The sequence below is a fragment of the Agreia sp. Leaf335 genome (genome assembly GCF_001423605.1).
Classification (GTDB): domain Bacteria; phylum Actinomycetota; class Actinomycetes; order Actinomycetales; family Microbacteriaceae; genus Agreia.
Map to the genome: position 1 here is coordinate 691916 of NZ_LMOQ01000002.1, position 17914 is coordinate 709829.

Annotated in this window: 14 protein-coding genes; 6 read left to right on the forward strand and 8 right to left on the reverse strand. The window is 67.5% G+C overall.

The features are described 5' to 3' along the window. Positions 1-3 precede the first annotated feature (3 nt). Together ASF79_RS09340 and ASF79_RS09345 are read right to left on the reverse strand one after the other, a co-directional pair. Positions 4-1269 (reverse strand): MFS transporter, encoded by a 1266-nt coding sequence (locus ASF79_RS09340; RefSeq protein ID WP_055854048.1) that lies wholly within the window; start codon positions 1267-1269, stop codon positions 4-6. Continuing rightward, positions 1266-1862: a TetR/AcrR family transcriptional regulator gene (locus tag ASF79_RS09345; RefSeq protein WP_082495784.1), complete on the reverse strand. Its 597-nt coding sequence runs from the start codon at positions 1860-1862 to the stop codon at positions 1266-1268. Before ASF79_RS09345 ends, ASF79_RS09340 begins: the two co-directional genes overlap by 4 nt. Positions 1863-2015: 153 nt before the next feature. On the opposite strand from ASF79_RS09345, the gene ASF79_RS09350 reads away from it, so the two are divergent. Continuing rightward, positions 2016-4211, forward strand: coding sequence for an Ig-like domain-containing protein (locus tag ASF79_RS09350; RefSeq protein ID WP_162239079.1), 2196 nt, complete (start codon positions 2016-2018; stop codon positions 4209-4211). Here ASF79_RS09350 and ASF79_RS09355 read toward each other — a convergent pair. Further along, the gene (locus ASF79_RS09355) at positions 4181-4576 is read right to left on the reverse strand and encodes a fluoride efflux transporter FluC (protein ID WP_055854060.1); all 396 of its coding nucleotides are present in this window, start codon (positions 4574-4576) and stop codon (positions 4181-4183) included. The two genes, ASF79_RS09350 and ASF79_RS09355, sit on opposite strands and share 31 nt — an antisense overlap. Next, positions 4573-4995, reverse strand: a complete 423-nt coding sequence (locus ASF79_RS09360) for a fluoride efflux transporter FluC (protein ID WP_055854063.1) — start codon at positions 4993-4995, stop codon at positions 4573-4575. The genes ASF79_RS09355 and ASF79_RS09360 overlap by 4 nt, the downstream gene beginning before the upstream one ends. Positions 4996-5073: 78 nt before the next feature. Between ASF79_RS09360 and ASF79_RS09365 the strand changes: the two genes are divergently transcribed. Continuing rightward, complete coding sequence (locus ASF79_RS09365) at positions 5074-7203, forward strand: RecQ family ATP-dependent DNA helicase (RefSeq protein WP_055854065.1); 2130 nt, start codon at positions 5074-5076, stop codon at positions 7201-7203. A 10-nt stretch (positions 7204-7213) separates the two neighbouring features. Next, complete coding sequence (locus tag ASF79_RS09370) at positions 7214-8779, forward strand: deoxyguanosinetriphosphate triphosphohydrolase family protein (protein ID WP_082466169.1); 1566 nt, start codon at positions 7214-7216, stop codon at positions 8777-8779. Between the two features lie 18 nt (positions 8780-8797). On the opposite strand, the gene lpdA is transcribed toward ASF79_RS09370, so the two are convergent. Together lpdA and ASF79_RS09380 are read right to left on the reverse strand one after the other, a co-directional pair. After that, on the reverse strand, positions 8798-10198 hold the full coding sequence (gene lpdA, locus ASF79_RS09375) for a dihydrolipoyl dehydrogenase (protein ID WP_055854068.1): 1401 nt from the start codon (positions 10196-10198) through the stop codon (positions 8798-8800). Between the two features lie 78 nt (positions 10199-10276). Continuing rightward, a complete protein-coding gene (locus tag ASF79_RS09380; RefSeq protein WP_082466340.1) occupies positions 10277-10849 on the reverse strand; it encodes a flavin reductase family protein in 573 nt (190 codons plus the stop codon). A gap of 109 nt (positions 10850-10958) precedes the next feature. On the opposite strand from ASF79_RS09380, the gene ASF79_RS09385 reads away from it, so the two are divergent. The 3 genes from ASF79_RS09385 to ASF79_RS09395 are packed head-to-tail and all read left to right on the forward strand — an operon-like array spanning position 10959 to position 14155. Continuing rightward, positions 10959-13271, forward strand: coding sequence for a transglycosylase domain-containing protein (locus ASF79_RS09385; RefSeq protein WP_082495785.1), 2313 nt, complete (start codon positions 10959-10961; stop codon positions 13269-13271). A gap of 51 nt (positions 13272-13322) precedes the next feature. Beyond that, positions 13323-13673, forward strand: coding sequence for an ArsR/SmtB family transcription factor (locus tag ASF79_RS09390; RefSeq protein ID WP_055854074.1), 351 nt, complete (start codon positions 13323-13325; stop codon positions 13671-13673). Further along, complete coding sequence (locus tag ASF79_RS09395) at positions 13670-14155, forward strand: SRPBCC family protein (protein ID WP_055854077.1); 486 nt, start codon at positions 13670-13672, stop codon at positions 14153-14155. The genes ASF79_RS09390 and ASF79_RS09395 overlap by 4 nt, the downstream gene beginning before the upstream one ends. Here the strand turns inward: ASF79_RS09395 and ASF79_RS09400 are convergent. Continuing rightward, positions 14145-15785: an FAD-dependent oxidoreductase gene (locus tag ASF79_RS09400; RefSeq protein ID WP_055854079.1), complete on the reverse strand. Its 1641-nt coding sequence runs from the start codon at positions 15783-15785 to the stop codon at positions 14145-14147. The genes ASF79_RS09395 and ASF79_RS09400 overlap by 11 nt on opposite strands. Beyond that, the gene (locus ASF79_RS09405; protein WP_055854082.1) at positions 15778-17898 is read right to left on the reverse strand and encodes a molybdopterin oxidoreductase family protein; all 2121 of its coding nucleotides are present in this window, start codon (positions 17896-17898) and stop codon (positions 15778-15780) included. The genes ASF79_RS09400 and ASF79_RS09405 overlap by 8 nt, the downstream gene beginning before the upstream one ends. Positions 17899-17914 lie beyond the last annotated feature (16 nt).

Sequence of the window (17914 nt, forward strand, 5' to 3'; positions counted from 1 at the left end):
GGGCTACCTCACAGATCTGATGCGGGAGACGGCCAGAGCACCGCCGAAAGCGAAGAGTGCAGACAGGACGAAGAGTCCTTGGAAACCGCCGAGCCAGGCGACCACAGCAGCACCGAGCAGCGGAGCAAGGGCCTGCGGCACGGCGGTGGCGATGTTCATGATGCCGAGGTCCTTGCCACGCGTCGCCGGGTCGGGAAGGACCTGCGTCGCGAGCGCCTGATCGACGCTGAGGAAGCATCCGTAGCCCGCGCCCAACAGGCCGGCGGCAATCATGGCCACAGAGAGCTCGGGCACGAATGCGAGAAGGAGCGCCGCGACGGCCTGGAGTGTCGAGGACACGAACACGAAGACGCGTCGTCGTCCGAGCCGATCGCTGAGCGCGCCTGCCCCGAGCGACGAGATGACGACGAAGACCATATAGATCAGGGTCAAGACGAGGAGGTCGTCTTCGGCGTTCTCGTCGTCGAGCCCGTACATCAGGAAATAGAGCAGAAGGGTCGTTCCGAGCGCGTTGCCCGTGTTGACGAGGACTCGGCCGAGCAGGGTCCATCCGAAATCGGGATAACGCCGGGGACTGATCCACAACTCGTCGAGCAGCCGACCGCGAGGGATTCGCCTGGCGGCCTCGCGAGTCAGCACCTGGTCACGGCCGAAGACCAGGAAGGGCGCAACCAAGACGACGAGCAGCACCGCCACTGCGGCGTACCCTCCGAACTGACCGGTGAAGAGGGTGAGAACGAGTACGAGGCCGAGAATCGTGCCGATGGCCTGGGGAGCCGAGATCCAGCCGGAGACGAATCCGCGCTGCTCGACAGGCACCCTGTCGGAGATCGTCGCCGTGAGAGCGGCCGTGAGCACGCAGAACCCGACGATCGACAGCGTCCAGAAGATGCCGATTCCGATGAAGCTCTCCTGCAGTCCGAGCAGCAGAAGCGAGACGGCGAACACCGCCGCTCCCCCGGCTATCCAGGGGCGGCGACGACCGAAGCGCGATGTCGTGCGGTCGGAGAGGAGTCCGGTGACGGGGAAGGCGACGAACGCAGCCACGCCCGCGATTCCCGAGATGACACCGAACGCGACGACATTCTCGACCCACGATGCGGCGCCGAGGCGCTGCTCGATCTGTACGGGCAGCAAGAGCTGCACCGGGGTGAGCTGCGCCATCCAGACGCCGAGCCACGCGGCCGCGAAGAGGGCAATCCACCCGCCCTCGACGCGGCGAACGGGCTCTGAGAACACTCCCGCGGCTGCGGTATCCGTGCCGCTCATGCGGCGACCGCCAGACCGACGACCGAGTCGGCCGCGAAGTCGAGCGCACGGGCGGCCGCGGCGTCGTCTCGCGTCACGAGCCATGACAGCGTGACCCCGTCGGTGACCACCACGAGGATGCGGGCGATCTGGTCGACCGGCATAGTCCACATCATGTTCCAGCGCTCCGCCGCCGTCGCCAGGGCGTCCTGGGCGAGCACGCAATAGCGCTCGTACTGCGTCGAGGCGACGACCTCGAGCCCTGGCGTGCGGAGGGCGTACTGGGTGAGTTCGAGCATGGCCTTCTCCCTTTGCGGGTCGGAGCGCAGATGCTGCAGATACCGTTCGAGCCCGAGCCGCACGGTGTCGCGGAAGGTCTCCCCCGGTGTCAGATCGGTGAGCATGGCGTGACGCTCGGCCTCGACGACGACGCTCACCAGTTCGGCCATCAGCTCGTCGCGCGTGGCGAAGACGTAGTGAAAGCTCGCGAGCGCCATGCTCGCCTCTGCGCAGATCACGCGAACGCTCGCCGCCGCGACCCCGCGGGCAGCGACGACGCGGAACGCTGCGGAGACGAGCTCGGCGCGTCGCTCCTGTGCCGACATCCTGGCCATCGAGTCGCCCCCTCGCCGAGTGGGTCGATCGTCCCACTCGTGCCCAGTATGGCGCGGCACGCGTTACGGGCGTGTGAATTTTTCATCGCGCAGGCCCATACGAACGCAACAGACTTTGACTTCGCTCGCGCAACACCCCTAAATGGGAGGTACGTGACCGATCTGCCCGAACCACCTCTGTCTGCAGCACAGCGCCGTCGTGCTGCCGTGTTGTCGACGGCATCGGCGCTTCTCGGCGTCTTTCTTCTCACGATCGCCTTCGTCGCCCCGGCTACCGTCGCGCTCGCCACGGAGACCGATCCGCCCCCCACGTCGACGCCCGTGGCGCCTCCCGCCTCGCCGATCGAGCCGGCGCCGAGTCCCGATTCGACCGCGGTCGCCGCCCCGGTGATCGAGCGGCCCGCGGCGTCGACTCTGGTCGGCGACAGCATCCCCTTCAGCGGTACGGCCGAACCGGGCAGCGGCATCGACCTGTATTCCAGCGCCGGCGGGCAGCCCCTGTGCAGTGTCGTCACGAGCACCACGGGAACGTGGTCGTGCGCGGTCTCGCTGCCCTCGACCCCCTCTGTCACCGTGCGCGCGGTCCAGACCGTGGCCGCTCAGTCGTCGGAGACGAGCGTCGAGGTCTCTGTGCTCAATGCCCCGACCGCCGGTTCAGCGGGAAACGGCACCGTCTCGAATGGAACAGTCATGGGCGAGGCGGTGCCGGGCGCCACGGTGACGGCCGTCGCGGGACAGGTGTCCTGCACCGCGACGGCGGATGCATCGGGAGCCTGGTTCTGCGCCCTTCCCAAGGGTCTCTCGAGCGGCTCCTACGAGCTCACGGCCACACAGGTGGCGCCGTGGAGCGGAGGTCGCTCGTCGTCGCCGAGCCGGGCGAGCACCCTGACGATCGACGTCGATGCACCCGCGCCTCCCGGCGTGACGATTCCCACCGGCTCGATTCAGGCTTCCGGCGCCTCGTTCTCGGGCAGTGGTGAAGACGGCGCTACGGTGACGCTCTTCGCCGGTCCGCACTCACTGTGCCAGGCTGTCGTCTCGGCAGGGCGCTGGTCGTGCACCTCCGCCGCGATCGACGCCGGCACCTATCCGGTCTCGGCCATCCAGCAGGATGCGGCAGGCAATATCAGCGACGAGAGCGCTCACGTCTCGGTGGCGTTCACCGCCCCGGCGACACCACCGTCGCCGACCGAGCAGCCCACACCGAGTGCGACGCAGCCCGCTCCGAACTCCACCCCCATCCCCTCTATCGCCGGCGGCGACCCCACGGCCGCGGCCCCTCAGCAGCCGCAGGCTCAGCCAGGCGCGGCGGGTGCGCCACCGATGACCGCCTCGGGCGGGTGGTCGGCCTCGACTCGGTTCAGCGCCGCGATGCAGCCGGCCTTCGGAACATCGGGCTCGGTCGACTGGACCCTGGCGCTGGGGATCGGGCTGGCCATGGTCGCCCTGCTCGCCGTTCCGGCCCGCCTCCTCGCGGGCACCCTCCGGGGTCTCCGAGCCACGCCTGAGCTGCAATCGGCAACCGGTGGCAGGTTCACCGGTCGCAACCGATCCCGCTACCAGGAGTTCGAGACCGCTCCTGCCCTGCGCTGGAATGCGCGAGTCACCGGCACATTCGCCCTCATCGCCAGCGCCGCCATCACCGTGCTCAGCGCCCCCGTGACCGACGAACCCGCCTACCTGCGGCTGCTCGTCGCGGTGATCCTGGGCGTGCTCGTGGTGAACACGGTCGCCGTGCTCCTGCCCCGGATGCTTGCGCGCACCGTCTTCGACGCCACCACCGACATCCGACTTCGCCCGCTCTTTCTTCTCGTCTCCGTGGGCGCGACGGCGCTCTCGCGCGTTCTCGACCTCGATCCGGCGCTGGTCTTCGGCATCGTCTTCGGCCTGGGACTGACGCTTCCCGCCTCGCGACGAGCGAGGGGTCGCCTGGCAGCACTCCAGGTCGGTGCGCTTCTCGCCGTCGGCACGACCGCTTTCCTGATCTCCGGGTCGATTGCCGCTGGCGCCGGTTCGAGCACCGTCGGCGCGTTCCTTGCCGAGTTCGTCAACACCGTCGCGCTGGCCTCACTCGGCGGGGCCGCGATCCTGCTGCTTCCGATCGCCGATCTGCCGGGACGCCATATCCTGCGCTGGAAGCCGATCGGCTGGCTGGTGCTCGCCCTGACGGGCTTCACGCTTCTGGCCGGCGTTCTGTCGTCCGCGCTCGAGGGGCTGGGCGGCGGAGCGGGCCTCATCGTTCTCGGCCTGGCATCGCTCGCCTTCGCGACCGCCTGTTTCGCGGTCTGGCTCTGGGCCCGCTTCGTGCGAGCGCCCGCTCACGACGAGAGCAGCACGCCCACCGCGTAGCCGGCCACGGCGAGCGTGATGCCCACGAACAGATTGCCGAGACACGAGACGACGGCTGTACGCCACCGACCGGAGCGCAGAAGGTCGACGGTCTCGACGCTGAAGGTGCTGAAGGTGGTGAGCCCCCCGGCGACCCCGGTGATGAGAACGAGGCGCACGTCGGTGGTCAGCGCCGACCCCGCTGCGAGCCCGGCCGCGCAGCCGGCGAGCGCCGAGCCGACGGCATTCACGAGAAGCACGGCCCACGGGAACCGCCCCAGCCGCGACGCGCGCGGACGCGAGGCGGCGAACGTGCTCACCCCGTAGCGCACGATCGCGGCCAGGCCGCCTGCCACGACGACCACGAGAGCGAGAAGAGGCGTCATCTCGTCGGCTCCCCTGCGTGGGGAGAGCGATCGCGTCGCTCGCCCAGACGGAGTCCGATGAATGCGGCGCCGAGGCCGAGCAGCAGCGTCGCGATCAGATAGACGACGGCGACGATGATCTGATCCGGCCCCGAGACGGTCAGGAGCACGAGGGCGAGGATCACGGCGGAGAAGGTGGTGAACGAACCGAGGACTCCCGGACCGACGGCAGCTGTGACGATCGACGACGCACCCCGTCGGAAGACTGCTGCCGTGAGCCAGCCGAGCACGAATGATCCGATCGTGTTGATGAGAAGAGTGTCGACCGGAAACTGCTGATCCGTGTGGGGAAGCGCGAGGTCGAGGCCGAGCCGCAGAGCGCTCCCCACGACTCCCCCGAGGAAGACCGCTACGAGATGGGCGAGTGGACGATTCTGCACAGGCGCGAGGCTACCTCGTCTCGCCCCAGAACGGCCTGAGTGTCGGCCGGGGTCGGTGGTGGATGGCAGGCTCGAGTCATGACCGTGCAACCGCAGCAGACCGCGACCGACATCCTGCGCTCCCTCGTCGGCCGCCCCGACGCCGAGTTCCACGACGGGCAACGCGAGGCCATCGACGCCCTGGTCACCGACCGCAGTCGCGCCCTCGTCGTGCAGCGCACCGGGTGGGGCAAGTCCGCGGTCTACTTCATCGCCACCCTCCTTCTGCGCCAGAGAGGCGCGGGGCCCACGATCCTCGTGTCACCCCTGCTCGCACTGATGCGCGATCAGGTGGCCGCGGCAGCGCGCGCGGGTGTCACCGCCGCGAGCCTCAACTCGGCCAACACCCACGAGTGGGAGTCGATCAAGGAGCGTCTCGCACGCAACGAGATCGATGTGCTGCTCGTCTCGCCCGAACGACTCAACAATCCCCGCTTTCGCGACGAACAGCTGCCCGAACTCGTGCGTCGCACGGGCCTTCTCGTCGTCGACGAGGCGCACTGCATCTCAGACTGGGGTCACGATTTCCGCCCCGACTATCGACGCCTGCGCACCCTCATCGCGGAGCTTCCCTCGGGCGTACCGGTTCTCGCGACCACGGCGACCGCGAACTCCCGGGTGGTGGCCGACGTGGCAGAGCAGCTCAGCGTCGACACACACGGGCCGCAGGCGAATACCGTCGTCACTATCCGGGGCCCGCTCGCGCGTGCATCGCTGCGACTCGGAGCACTCCGGCTGCCCGACTCGAAAGCGCGTCTCGGCTGGCTGCTGACCCACCTCGGCGAGATGCAGGGCAGCGGAATCATCTACGCGCTCACCGTCTCTGCAGCCGAAGACACGGCTCGTCTGCTTCGCGAGGCTGGCCACGAGGTGCTGGCCTACACCGGCCGCACCGATCCTGCCGACCGCGAGGCGGCAGAGGCGAAGCTCAAGAACAACGAGGTCAAGGCCCTCGTCGCCACGAGCGCACTCGGCATGGGATTCGACAAGCCCGACCTCGGTTTCGTGATCCATCTCGGAGCACCGTCGTCTCCCGTGGCCTACTACCAGCAGGTCGGGCGGGCCGGGCGCGCCACCGACAACGCAGACGTTCTGCTTCTGCCGGGCAGAGAAGACCCTGAGATCTGGCATTACTTCGCCACGGTATCCATGCCCGACGATCGGAGGGCCCGCGCGGTTCTCGACGCCCTCGACGCCGCATCCGGCCCCCTGTCGACGCCCGCGCTCGAGGCACTGGTCGACCTGCGCCGAACTCCGCTCGAACTCCTGCTCAAGGTCCTCGACGTCGACGGTGCCGTATCGAAGGTTCAGGGCGGGTGGCGATCGACCGGCAGGCCCTGGGTCTACGACGCCGAACGCTACGAGCGCATCGCTGCGGAGCGCGTGGCCGAACAGCAGTCGATGCTCGACTACGAGACCACCACGGGGTGCCGCATGGAGTTTCTGCAGCGTGCGCTCGACGACCCGACCGCCGCGCCCTGCGGCCGCTGCGACAGGTGCACCACGGCGTGGTACGACACTTCCGTGTCCACGGGCGACCAGGCCACGGCGGAGACGGCGCTCCAAAGGGTCGGCGCGGTCATCGAGCCCCGCACCCAATGGCCGACGGGCGCATCGGAGCGCGGAGTGGCGGCGAAGGGGCGCATTGCCCTCGACGAGCGCGTCGAGCCGGGCCGCGCACTGGCCAGGCTCACTGATCTGGGGTGGGGAGGCACGCTGCGGCAACTGTTCGCCGCGGGAGCCCCGGACGAGGCCGCCAGCCCGGCGCTGATCCAGGCCTGCGCGAAGGTCCTGGGCGAGTGGCCGTGGAGCGAGCGACCCGCCGCCATCGTGAGCATGCCCTCCAGGCGTCGGCCTGCACTCGTGCAATCGATCGCTCAGGGCCTGTCCGAGCTGGGTCGGCTCCCGCATCTCGGTTCACTCGAGCTCGTCGGCGCGGGCCCCGAGGGAGCTCCGGGAGGAAACAGTGTGTACCGCCTCTCGTCGGTGTGGCAGCGGTTCGAGGTCTCCGAGCAGATGGCGTCGCGACTCGAGTCTCTCGCCGGCAGCCCGGTACTGCTCGTCGACGACCTCGTCGACAGCCGCTGGACGCTGACGGTCGCCGGGCGCGAACTTCGACGGCACGGCTCGGGGCCGGTTCTGCCCTTCGCCCTCGCTCTGCAGATGTAATCTCGAACAGATGAGCACCGCTGACGCACTGCAGAACACCTCCGAGGCCCGCATCAGGCGTCGCATCCCGGAGCAGCTCGACGACATCGAACGCATCGAACCGCAGCCCGACTTCAGGGTCGACCTCGAGCGCATCCGATTCTCGCCGTACTTCTCCCGTCTGTCGGCCGTCACTCAGGTCATCTCGCAGGCGGGGGCGGGCCCCGTCATCCACAATCGACTCACCCATTCCGTCAAGGTCACCGCCGTTGCACGGTCCATCGCGGTGATGCTCGAGCAAGACCGAGGCGACACCGGGGCTCTCGTGCGCGAGCTCGGTGGGTGCGACCCCGTCGTCGTGCAGGCGGCCGCCAGCGCTCACGACCTGGGGCATCCGCCGTTCGGTCACCTCGGCGAACAGGTGCTCGATCGACTCGCCCGCGAACGCCTGGGCCTGTCTGAGGGCTTCGAAGGCAACGCGCAGACGTTCCGCATCCTCACCGAGCTCGACGCATGCGACGCGACCGAGCAGGGCCTCAATCTCACGGCCGCGGTGCGCGCGGGTGTGCTCAAGTACCCGTGGCTGCGCGCAGATTGGCAGTCGCGCGTGCGCACCGACATGCCCGACGGCATGCCGCGCGGCGTGGGCTCCCAACGCAACGGAGGCGCCGACAAGTTCTCGGCCTACACGCTCGATGTCGAGGAGCTTCGCGAGGCGCAGAGAGCCTTCCCGAACATCGGCGAGTGGCGCCAGACCGTCGAATGCTCGGTCATGGACATCGCCGACGACATCGCCTACTCGATCCACGATCTCGACGACTTCTATCGGGCGGGCGTTCTGCAGCAGGCGTCGGTCTCGGCCGAATTGCGCAGCTGGCTGCGCGACCAGACCGCGCTGTCCAGGCTCGACGAACAGGCGCTCGAAGCGAGCGCTCGCACACCGGGGCACGCGCTCGAGCTGGTGAGGCGACGCATCCACGCCCGAGATGCGTGGATCGCATCGGACGACGCATTCAGGGCCGCCGTGCAGAGAGTCAGCGAAGACCTGGGCGACGGCCTGCTGTCGGTGCCGTTCGACGGCTCTATGGGAGCCGAGAGGGCGATCTCGTCGTTCACACGCAGCTGGATCAACAGGCTCCAGCGCTCCATCGTCGTCGATCGCACTCCGCATGTGAGAAGCGCCCACGTGCGACTCGGCCAGCAGGCGTGGCACGACGTCGTCGTGCTCAAGTTCGTGCACACCCGCTTCGTGCTCGAACGTCCCGACCTCGCCACCTACCAACGCGGTCAGGGCCGAGTGCTCGAGACCCTGGTCGAGGGATTCCGGGCCTGGCTCTCCGACGAAGACGACGCCGCACGCGCCCCGCGTCGGCTGGTCGAACTCGTACAGGTGGCGACGGCGGGCTACTTCAGACTTCGATCCGACACGCCTGAGCTGCTGCGCGGCACGACCGACGACGAGAGCCTCATCGCGCGAGGTCGAGGCCGCGGCATCGTCGACTACATCGCCTCGCTGACCGACAGCCAGGCGATGAGCGTGGCCTCGTTGATCAGCGGCACCTCGGAGCACCTGTGGGAGGGCGGCACGGGCATCTAGCGCCCGTGCCGACCCGTCTTACAGGTTGATCATGTGCCCCTTGAGGCCGTGGAAGGCCTCCTGCAGGGCCTCGCTCAGGGTCGGGTGCGTGTGCACGTTCCGCGCCAGCTCCGTGGCGGTCAGATCCCACATCTGAGCGAGCGTGAGCTCGGGCAGAAGCTCGGACACGTCGTGACCGACCATGTGGCCACCCAGCAACTCGCCGTACTTGGCGTCGGCGACCAGCTTGACGAAACCGGCGGGCTCCCCGAGCCCGTGTGCCTTGCCGTTGGCCGTCATCGGGAAGGTCGAGACGAGCACGTCGTGGCCCTCGTCGCGCGCCTGCTGCTCCGTGAGGCCGAAGCTCGCCACCTGCGGCTGGCAGAACGTGGCCCGCGGCATGTTGCGGTAGTCGCCCAGCGTCTGGGTCTCCGCTCCTGCCATGGTCTCAGCGGCGACGACTCCCTGCGCCTCGGCGACGTGGGCAAGCTGCAGCTTGGCTGTGACATCGCCGATGGCGTAGATGTTGGGAACGTTGGTGCGCATGTGGTCGTCGATCGCGATCGCTCCGCGTTCGGTGAGCTGCACGCCGGTCTTGTCGAGTCCGAAGCCCTCGACCCGGGGTGCGAACCCGATCGACATCATGACCTTGTCGACCTCCATCGATCCCTTGGTGCCGTCCTTGGCTGTGTAGGAGACAGCGACGGAGGAGCCGTTGTCGACGATGCTCTCGACCTTGGTCGAGGTGAGCAGCGTGACGCCGAGCTTCTTGTACTGCTTCGCGATCTCCTTCGACACATCGGCGTCTTCGTTCGGGAGCGCGCGGTCGAGGAACTCGATGATCGTGATCTCGACGCCGTAGTTGCGCAGGATGTAGGCGAATTCCATGCCGATGGCACCGGCGCCGACGATGACCATCGACTTCGGCAGCTCCCTCGTGAGGATCTGGCTCTCGTATGTGACGACGTTGTCGCTGAGGGTCACGCCGGGAAGGAGTCGCACGAACGAGCCGGTGGCGATGATCGCGTTGTCGAAAGTGATCTGCTCGGCGGTGCCGTCTGACTTGGCCACCGTCATCGAGTGGCTGTCATTGAACGAGCCGCGACCGTCGTACTCGGTGATCTTGTTCTTCTTCATCAAGAAGTGCACGCCCTTGACGCGCCCCTCGGCCACCTTGCGACTGCGGTCGAACGCGGCGCCGAAGTCGAACGAGACATCTCCCGAGATGCCGAACTCCTTGGACTGCGTCGCGAAGATGTTGGCCAGCTCCGCGTTGCGGAGCAGGGCCTTAGAGGGGATGCAGCCCACGTTGAGGCAGACACCGCCCCAGTACTTCTCTTCGACGACGGCGACGCTGAGCCCGAGCTGCGCGGCACGGATGGCAGCGACATAGCCACCGGGGCCGGCTCCCAGAACGACGAGGTTGTAGTGAGCGCTCATTATGTTTTAGGACTTCCTTCGGTTTGCACGAGGTCTTTCTCGTTCAACTCTATTCGCACTAGCGAGGAAGTCGGCCGTTCACGCGTCGATGCGGGAGTGCTCGCCCAGCCGGTGCCACGTGCGGTTGTGATAGACGAGAGGCTCACCCGAGTCGACGTCGTCGGAGATGCCCGCCTGCAGGGCGTGGATGGCGATCACGGTCGAGCCACCGGCATCCATGCGTTCGATGACCTTGCCGCGGATCCACGACTGTGCCGACGGAAAGTAGGGCTCCCCGGTGATGAGCCGGTCCCAGATCGACGTGTCGGCGAAGCGATCTATGCCGCTCGTGGCGCAGAGGGTTGCGAGGTCGAGCTGTTCGGAGCCGAGGAGATGCACGACCACCGTGTCGGCGGCCAGGATCGTCGGAGCGCTCGAGGACTGTCCTGACACGGAGAAGACCAGCAACGGCGGTTGTGCACTGACAGAGAAGACCGACGTGGCCGTGAGGCCCACCGGCCCGTTTCCGGCGTCCGCGGTGATCACGGCGACACCGGCGGGGTGATTGCGGAACACGGCTTTGAAGGAGTCGGCGTCGAGCCCCGAGTGCTCGGCGATCGAATCGACGGAACCGGTCTGCTGTGGTCCGCGAGCGGAAGAGTGCAGTGTCATGTGCACAAGCCTTACTCTCTGCGGCCGCGCAGGGAACTTCTGTGTCCTCGTGTGACGCTCGGGCTCGATTCAGCCGCTTCGGAGGTGCGCGAACGTATCCTCAACTGTTATGCCTGATTCCTCGTCACGTCTTATGTCTGCGGCGAAGCCCTGGTTGAAGCTCCTCGGTGCGAGTGTCGTCGCCGGCGTTCTCGTCACCGCGCTCGCCGTTCCTGCGGTCTCTCTCACCAGCGCATCCGTCTCACGCTCGGTCGGCCTCTTCGAGGATCTGCCCTCGACCCTCAACATCGGTGCGCTCGCGCAGAAGTCCGAGATCTACTCGACGAACCCCGACGGCTCGAACACCCTTCTGGCCACGGTCTTCGACCAGAACCGGCAAGAGGTGGGCTGGGACGAGATCGCCCCCGCGGTGAAAGACGCCGTCGTGTCCACCGAGGATCCGCGCTTCTACGAGCACAACGGCGTCGACCTGACATCGACGCTCCGTGCGGCCCTCAAGAACGTCACGTCTGGAGGAGTCGAGAGCGGCGCATCGACCATCACGATGCAGTATGTGAAGAACATCCTCGTGCAGCGGGCTGAAGCGCTCGACAACGAGACCGACAGGGAGAAGGCCTACGCCGAAGCGACCGACACGTCGCTCGATCGCAAGCTGTCAGAGATGCGTCTGGCGATCGGTCTGGAGAAGAAGTACAGCAAAGACGAGATCCTGCTCGGCTACCTGAACATTGCGAACTTCGGCGGCTCCGTCTACGGCATCGAGGCCGCGGCGAACTACTACTACGGAACGACCGCAGCTCAATTGACGGTCGCCCAGGCAGCCAGCCTCATCGCGACGGTGAACGAGCCGAACGGGCTGCGCATCGACGAGCCCGACAACATCGAGGCCAATAAGGCCCGGCGCGACGTCGACGTTCTCGCGTCGATGCTCAAGCACCACACGATCACCCAGGCACAGCACGACGAGGCCGTCGCGACGCCCGTGACCCCCGTGATCACCGAGCCGTCGACGGGATGCCAGACCGCGGCGAACGGGGCCGCGTATTTCTGCGACTACGTGACCTGGATCGTCAAGAACGACCCCACCTTCGGCGCAACAGCCGACGAGCGCTGGTCGAACTTCAAGACGGGCGGGTTCCAGATCTACACGACTCTCAACTCCGCGCTCCAAGCCAACGCCAACGAGACGATGACCAAGTACATCCCGGCCTCGAGCGACGAACTCGACCTGGGCTCCACGATCGTCACCGTCGAACCCGGAACGGGGCGCATCCTCGCGATGGCGCAGAACAAGACGTACGTGGCCGGCGATTCCGCCGACCCCGGCAGCACGTCGTTGAACTACAACACCGATCAGGGGTACGGCGGATCGACCGGCTTCCAGGTCGGCTCGACGTACAAGGTCTTCACTCTCGCCGAGTGGCTGAAGCAGGGTCACACGCTCGGCGAGCGGATCAACGGCAATCCCCAGACGTTCAATCGATCGAATTTCACGAACTCGTGCATCGACATCAGCGGCGACCCGTATTCGCCCAAGAACGACAGCGGATCGCGGCCGGGAACGGTGACCGTGCAGAACGCCCTCACCGACTCGGTGAACAACGCGTTCATCGCCATGGCCCAGAAGCTCGATCTCTGCCAGATCCGCAACACGGCCCAGTCTCTCGGCGTGCACCGCGCAGACGGCGGTGACCTCGGCTCGAACCTCGCCGACATCCTGGGCACGCAGACGATCGCGCCCCTGACCATGGCGGCGGCCTATGCCGGAATCGCCGCGAACGGCGTCTACTGCAAGCCGATCGCCATCGACCGCATCGTGGATGCGACGGGTGCGGAACTGCAGCCGCCCCAGGCCGGGTGCGCGCAGGCTCTCGACCCGAAGGTGGCCGCCACCCTCGCTTACGCGATGAAAGGCCCGATCCAGAGCGGAACCGCCACGGCGTCGAATCCCTACGACGATGTCGAGCACATCGGTAAGACGGGAACGACCGACAACGAGAAAGACACCTGGATGATCGGGGCCAGCACGAGGGCGGCCACGGCTGTCTGGGTGGGCAACGTGTCGGGAGACGTCTCGATGACCGACGTCGAGACGAACGGGTACTCCGGGTACAGCGTGCGCCACCGCATCTGGAAATCCGTGATGACGGCGAACGACGAGACGCTGCCCGCTGCGGCGGACTTTCCTGACCCCGAGGACTCCCTCGTCTACGGATCGGGATCGAGTTCGGGCTCCGGATCGAGTTCCGATGCGCCCACCGATTCTCCGACGGCGACGCCCACGCCGGCGCCCTCTCAGAACGCCCCTGGCATCGCACCGACGCCGGGCGCAACTGTGGCGCCCCCGGCCGAAGAAGACGGAACCGACGGCCGCGGCGACGAGGACAACACCGGAATCGTGCCCGGCGTCGGGGGCAATTAGAGACGCTGGATCTCTTGATTCGGCGCCGAACGCGCGGTAACGTACAACCAAATGGTTGTATCTGAACTGACAGATTCCGAGATCGATCGCATCTTCCAGGCCCTGGCGGATGCGACCAGGCGCGACATCGTGAGCCGCGTGCTCACCTCCGAGCATTCGGTGACCGCTCTCGCCGAGCGCTACGACATGAGCTTCGCTGCCGTGCAGAAGCACGTGCAGGTGCTCGAGCGCGCCCTTCTCGTCACGAAAGAACGGCGCGGTCGCGAGCAGCTCGTGCACAGCCGCATCGAGACCATCGGCCAGGCAACCACATTGCTGCAGGCCTACGAGCAGATCTGGGCGAAACGCGCCCTCCGCATCGACGAGATACTCGCCGAAGACACCGCCAAGGAGAAGTCATGACCGTCATCAGCGTTGAGAAGGACACCGACGCACTCACCCTCACCTTCGTCGCCGAGTTCTCGGCCGACGTCGAACGGGTCTGGCAGGTCTGGGAGGACCCGCGCCAGCTCGAGCGCTGGTGGGGGCCGCCCACCTGGCCCGCCACGTTCACGCAGCACGAGCTGTCGGTCGGCTCGCGCTCGGCGTATGTCATGACGGGGCCCGATGGCACGAAGGCGGGCGGATGGTGGCTGATCACCGCGGTCGAGGCTCCCGCTCGCCTCGAATTCGACGACGGTTTCGCAGACGAGAACGGCGAACCCGACGACTCGATCGCGCCCGTCAGGGCGACGGTGACGTTCGAGTCGATCGACGGAGGAACTCGGATGACCACCCTGAGTCGATTCGTGAGTATCGACCAGCTCGAGAAGATGGTCGAGATGGGCATGGAAGAGGGCATGACCCTTGCCATGGGCCAGATCGACGACGTGCTCAGGGCGTAAGCACCGCGACGTGCTCGAGCACGTGCGCGATGCGCTCCTTGCAGCCGCCGCATCCCGTGCCCGCGCGCGTCGCCTTGCCGATGCACGCCACGCTGGCATGTCCCGCCTCGGCGGCTGTCGCGATGGCTCCGACCGTAACGGCATTACACCAGCACACGGTGGCGTCCCCCGCGAACATGTCGCCCGTCGACGCATCGTCGACGTCGGGGCCGTCGTGACGCAACAGCACGGAACGATCCGTGGGGAGTTCGCTGCGTCGTTCGAAGAGCAGCGTAAGCTCGGCGGCTGCGCGGGGCATTCCCACGCAGACGAGCGCCTCGAGCACCCCCGCTCGCGTGATCATCTTCACGTAGCGGCCGTGCTCCGCGTCCATCCAACTCGACACTCTGCGGGGCGGTTCGTGGCGGCATCCGCTCGTGTGCGCTACGGCTCCGCCGTGCACGTCGTCGGCGAGGTCGTCGAGCGCATCTCTCGAGACGTCGCCCACGGCGACGACGTCGATGCCGGATGCCTTCAGCATGACCACGGCATCGCGGTCGACCTCGAGAGGTTCGGGCTTCGCGAGCCCTGAGGCGCTAGCGGTCAACGACCGGGCGAGCCAGTCGGCCTGACGCCAGCCTGGACCGATGAGGCCGGACGGTGCACCGCGAGGCGGAGCCTGAGAATCGCCGATACTCGGTCGTGCCGCGATCTGTGCGCAGTCGCCGATGGCATGGATTCGATCGTCGCTCCAGCAGGTGAGTCGCTCGTCGACGAGGATGCCCGTGGCCACGTCGAGGCCGCAGAGCCGAGCGAGCTCGCTGCGGGCGCCGACACCGCAGCTGAGTACCAGCAGATCCGCCGAGATCTGTTTGCCGTCCGCGCACACGAGCGCATCGAATCGATCCACCCCGTCGTGGTCCTGACGAAAGACGACGCTCTCCGCAGGAGAACGCGAGATCATGCTCACCGACGAATGGCGGGCGCCTCGGGCGAGCAGCAGACCGGCGCCGCGATCGAGCTGACGTGCCATGGGGATCTCGCCGTGATAGACCACGCCCACCTCCGCTCCGGCCTCGGCGGCGGCCAGGGCGAGCTCCATACCCAGCACTCCCGCTCCGAGAACGAGGATTCTCTGACCGAGACTCACTGCGCGTGCCACGGTGTCGGCGTCGGCCAGATCGCGCAGCGCGGTGATGCCGCGAGGCAGAGGTGCCTCGGCCGAGTCGAGTCGGCTGGCATCAGCCGCAGGAGGGCGATGGTCATAACGCAGACGGGTGACCCCTGCGAGCGTGGGCACGTTCGCCCGGGCACCGGTGGCGAGGACCACGCGGTCGTATCCGATCGTGGAGCCGTCGCTCAGCGTCACCGTGCGGCGCGTGCGCTCGATCGACACAGCGGCGACGCCGGTGCGCACGGAAACACCGGCCGCGATGGCCTCGCCCGGGTCGGTCACCTCGAGACTCTCCCTGTCGGCGCGCCCGACGGCGAGTTCGGCGATGAGCACCCTGTTGTACGCGGCGTCGGCCTCCGCTCCGACCACGGTGACCGCGATGAGCCCGGCGGACACGGCCGGCAGCAGTTCGTCGACGAGGCGTGCACCCACGGGTCCATATCCGATCACGACGACACGGAGCGGCGACTCAGACATGAACGACCTCCGGTAGGGCGACCGTGTCGAGAGAGCGGATGCGAACGGTGGTGCGCTTGAACTCGGGCATGCCCGAGACCGGGTCGGTGACCTGTTCGGTCAGGAGGTTCGCGCACTGCTCGCCGCCGAAGTGGAAGGGCAGGAAGACGGTGTCGGGGCGGATTCCGAGGCTCCACTCGGCCCGGCAGCTCACGATGGCGTCGCCCCGGCTCAGTTCGACCCGGCATCCGTCGTCGATACCGAGCAACTCGGCCGTGGCAGGGTGGATCTGCATCCGTGCCTCCGGTTTCGCGGTCAGAAGCTCCGGCACCCGACGGGTCTGTGCTCCCGACTGGTAGTGCTCGAGCAGGCGACCGGTGATGAGAGTGACGACGCCGTCTCTCTGCGCCACCCCGTCTCGTTCGGTCGCTTTCACCGCGACGAGACGGGCGCGGTCATCGGCGTGAGCGAAGGCGTCGACGAAGAGACGCGGGGTTCCCGACGATCCGCGGGGGTAGGGCCAGTACGCCGCAGCAGTATCGTCGTCGAGCGCGTCGTAGCTGAGCCCCGAGTAGTCAGCGAGCCCGCCCTCAGAGGCCCGGCACAGCTCGTCGAACACGGTCGGAGCGTCGGTGCTGAACCGACCGGCGGAGCCGAGCCGACGTGCCAGCTCGCTCAGAATCCACAGCTCGCTGCGCACGCCCTCGGGAGGGTCGATCGCTCTGCGTCGACGCAGGACGCGGCCCTCGAGATTCGTCATCGTGCCCTCCTCCTCCGCCCACTGCGTGACGGGCAAAACGACGTCGGCGAGCGACGCGGTCTCGGAGAGAAAGAAATCGCAGACGACGAGCAGGTCGAGGCGGGCGAGTCCGGCACGGACGGCGGACACGTCGGGCGCGGAGACCACGACGTTCGAACCGTGCACGAGAAGGCATCGCACGCCGCCGTCCATTCCGAGAGACTGCAGCAGTTCGACGGCCGGGAGGCCCGGGCCTGGCAGCGACGCCGCCTCGACGCCCCAGACCGTCGCGACGTGGGCGCGAGCCGCGGCATCGGTGATCTTCCGGTATCCGGGCAGCTGGTCGCTCTTCTGTCCGTGTTCGCGACCGCCCTGGCCGTTGCCCTGCCCCGTCAACGTTCCGTAGCCGCCCGTCGCGCTGCCCACGAGGCCGAGCACGAGGCTCAGATTGATGGCGGCGGTCGCGGTGTCGGTGCCGTCGGCGTGCTGCTCCACTCCCCTGCCGGTGAGGATGTAGGTTCCCTCACCCTGCGCGAGCCGACGCGCGATCGCCCGCAGCTGGTGCACCGGAACGCCGGTTCGAGACTGCACTCTCTCTGGCCACCAGGAGCTGACGCTCCGTCGGACGCTGTCGAATCCGCTCGTGCGGCGCTCGAGATACTCGACGTCGTGCAGCCTCTCGGCGATCACGATGTGGGTGAGCCCCAGAAGCAGAATCAGATCGCTGCCCGGTGTGGGCTGCACGTGCATGCCTCCCCCGTCCTCCGTGAGGCGGGCCGTCGGCGATCGACGGGGGTCGACGACGATGAGGCCGCCAGCCGCGCGCGCACCGGCCAGATGTCCGATGAACGGCGGCATGGTCTCGGCGACGTTCGAGCCGAGCATCATGATCGTCGACGCCCGATCGAGATCGTCGAGGGGAAAGGGCAGGCCACGGTCGAGGCCGAAAGCCCGGTTGCCGGCCGCGGCCGCGGACGACATGCAAAACCGCCCGTTGTAGTCGATGCGCGACGTTCCCAGCGCGACGCGAGCGAACTTGCCCAGCTGATAGGCCTTCTCGTTGGTCAGTCCGCCTCCGCCGAAGACACCCACCGAATCCGCCCCGAACTCCGCTCGGCTGCGGGCCACCGTATCCGCTACCGCGTCGAGAGCGTCCTCCCACGACGCCGCGACGAGCTCGCCCTTCGCATCGCGCATGAGCGGCGAGCTGATGCGTTGCGGCGAGTCGATGAGCTCGGCCGAGGTCCAGCCCTTCTTGCACAGCCCGCCGCGATTCGTGGGAAAGTCGCGACCCGAGACGCTCAACGAAGCACCGGCCGCGGCCGACGGCGACAGGGTCATGGCACATTGCAGCGCACAGTACGGGCAATGGGTGCGGGTGTTCCGGCTCGTCATCTAGGGCAGGTCCTTT

Bases quoted from the DNA above. Each gene is read 5' to 3' on its own strand.
- ASF79_RS09340 (WP_055854048.1), bottom strand. From the start codon at position 1,269: ATGAGCGGCACGGATACCGCAGCCGCGGGAGTGTTCTCAGAGCCCGTT.
- ASF79_RS09345 (WP_082495784.1), bottom strand. From the start codon at position 1,862: ATGGCCAGGATGTCGGCACAGGAGCGACGCGCCGAGCTCGTCTCCGCA.
- ASF79_RS09355 (WP_055854060.1), bottom strand. From the start codon at position 4,576: ATGACGCCTCTTCTCGCTCTCGTGGTCGTCGTGGCAGGCGGCCTGGCC.
- ASF79_RS09365 (WP_055854065.1), top strand. From the start codon at position 5,074: ATGACCGTGCAACCGCAGCAGACCGCGACCGACATCCTGCGCTCCCTC.
- ASF79_RS09370 (WP_082466169.1), top strand. From the start codon at position 7,214: ATGAGCACCGCTGACGCACTGCAGAACACCTCCGAGGCCCGCATCAGG.
- lpdA (WP_055854068.1), bottom strand. From the start codon at position 10,198: ATGAGCGCTCACTACAACCTCGTCGTTCTGGGAGCCGGCCCCGGTGGC.
- ASF79_RS09380 (WP_082466340.1), bottom strand. From the start codon at position 10,849: ATGACACTGCACTCTTCCGCTCGCGGACCACAGCAGACCGGTTCCGTC.
- ASF79_RS09385 (WP_082495785.1), top strand. From the start codon at position 10,959: ATGCCTGATTCCTCGTCACGTCTTATGTCTGCGGCGAAGCCCTGGTTG.
- ASF79_RS09390 (WP_055854074.1), top strand. From the start codon at position 13,323: ATGGTTGTATCTGAACTGACAGATTCCGAGATCGATCGCATCTTCCAG.
- ASF79_RS09395 (WP_055854077.1), top strand. From the start codon at position 13,670: ATGACCGTCATCAGCGTTGAGAAGGACACCGACGCACTCACCCTCACC.
- ASF79_RS09400 (WP_055854079.1), bottom strand. From the start codon at position 15,785: ATGTCTGAGTCGCCGCTCCGTGTCGTCGTGATCGGATATGGACCCGTG.
- ASF79_RS09405 (WP_055854082.1), bottom strand. From the start codon at position 17,898: ATGACGAGCCGGAACACCCGCACCCATTGCCCGTACTGTGCGCTGCAA.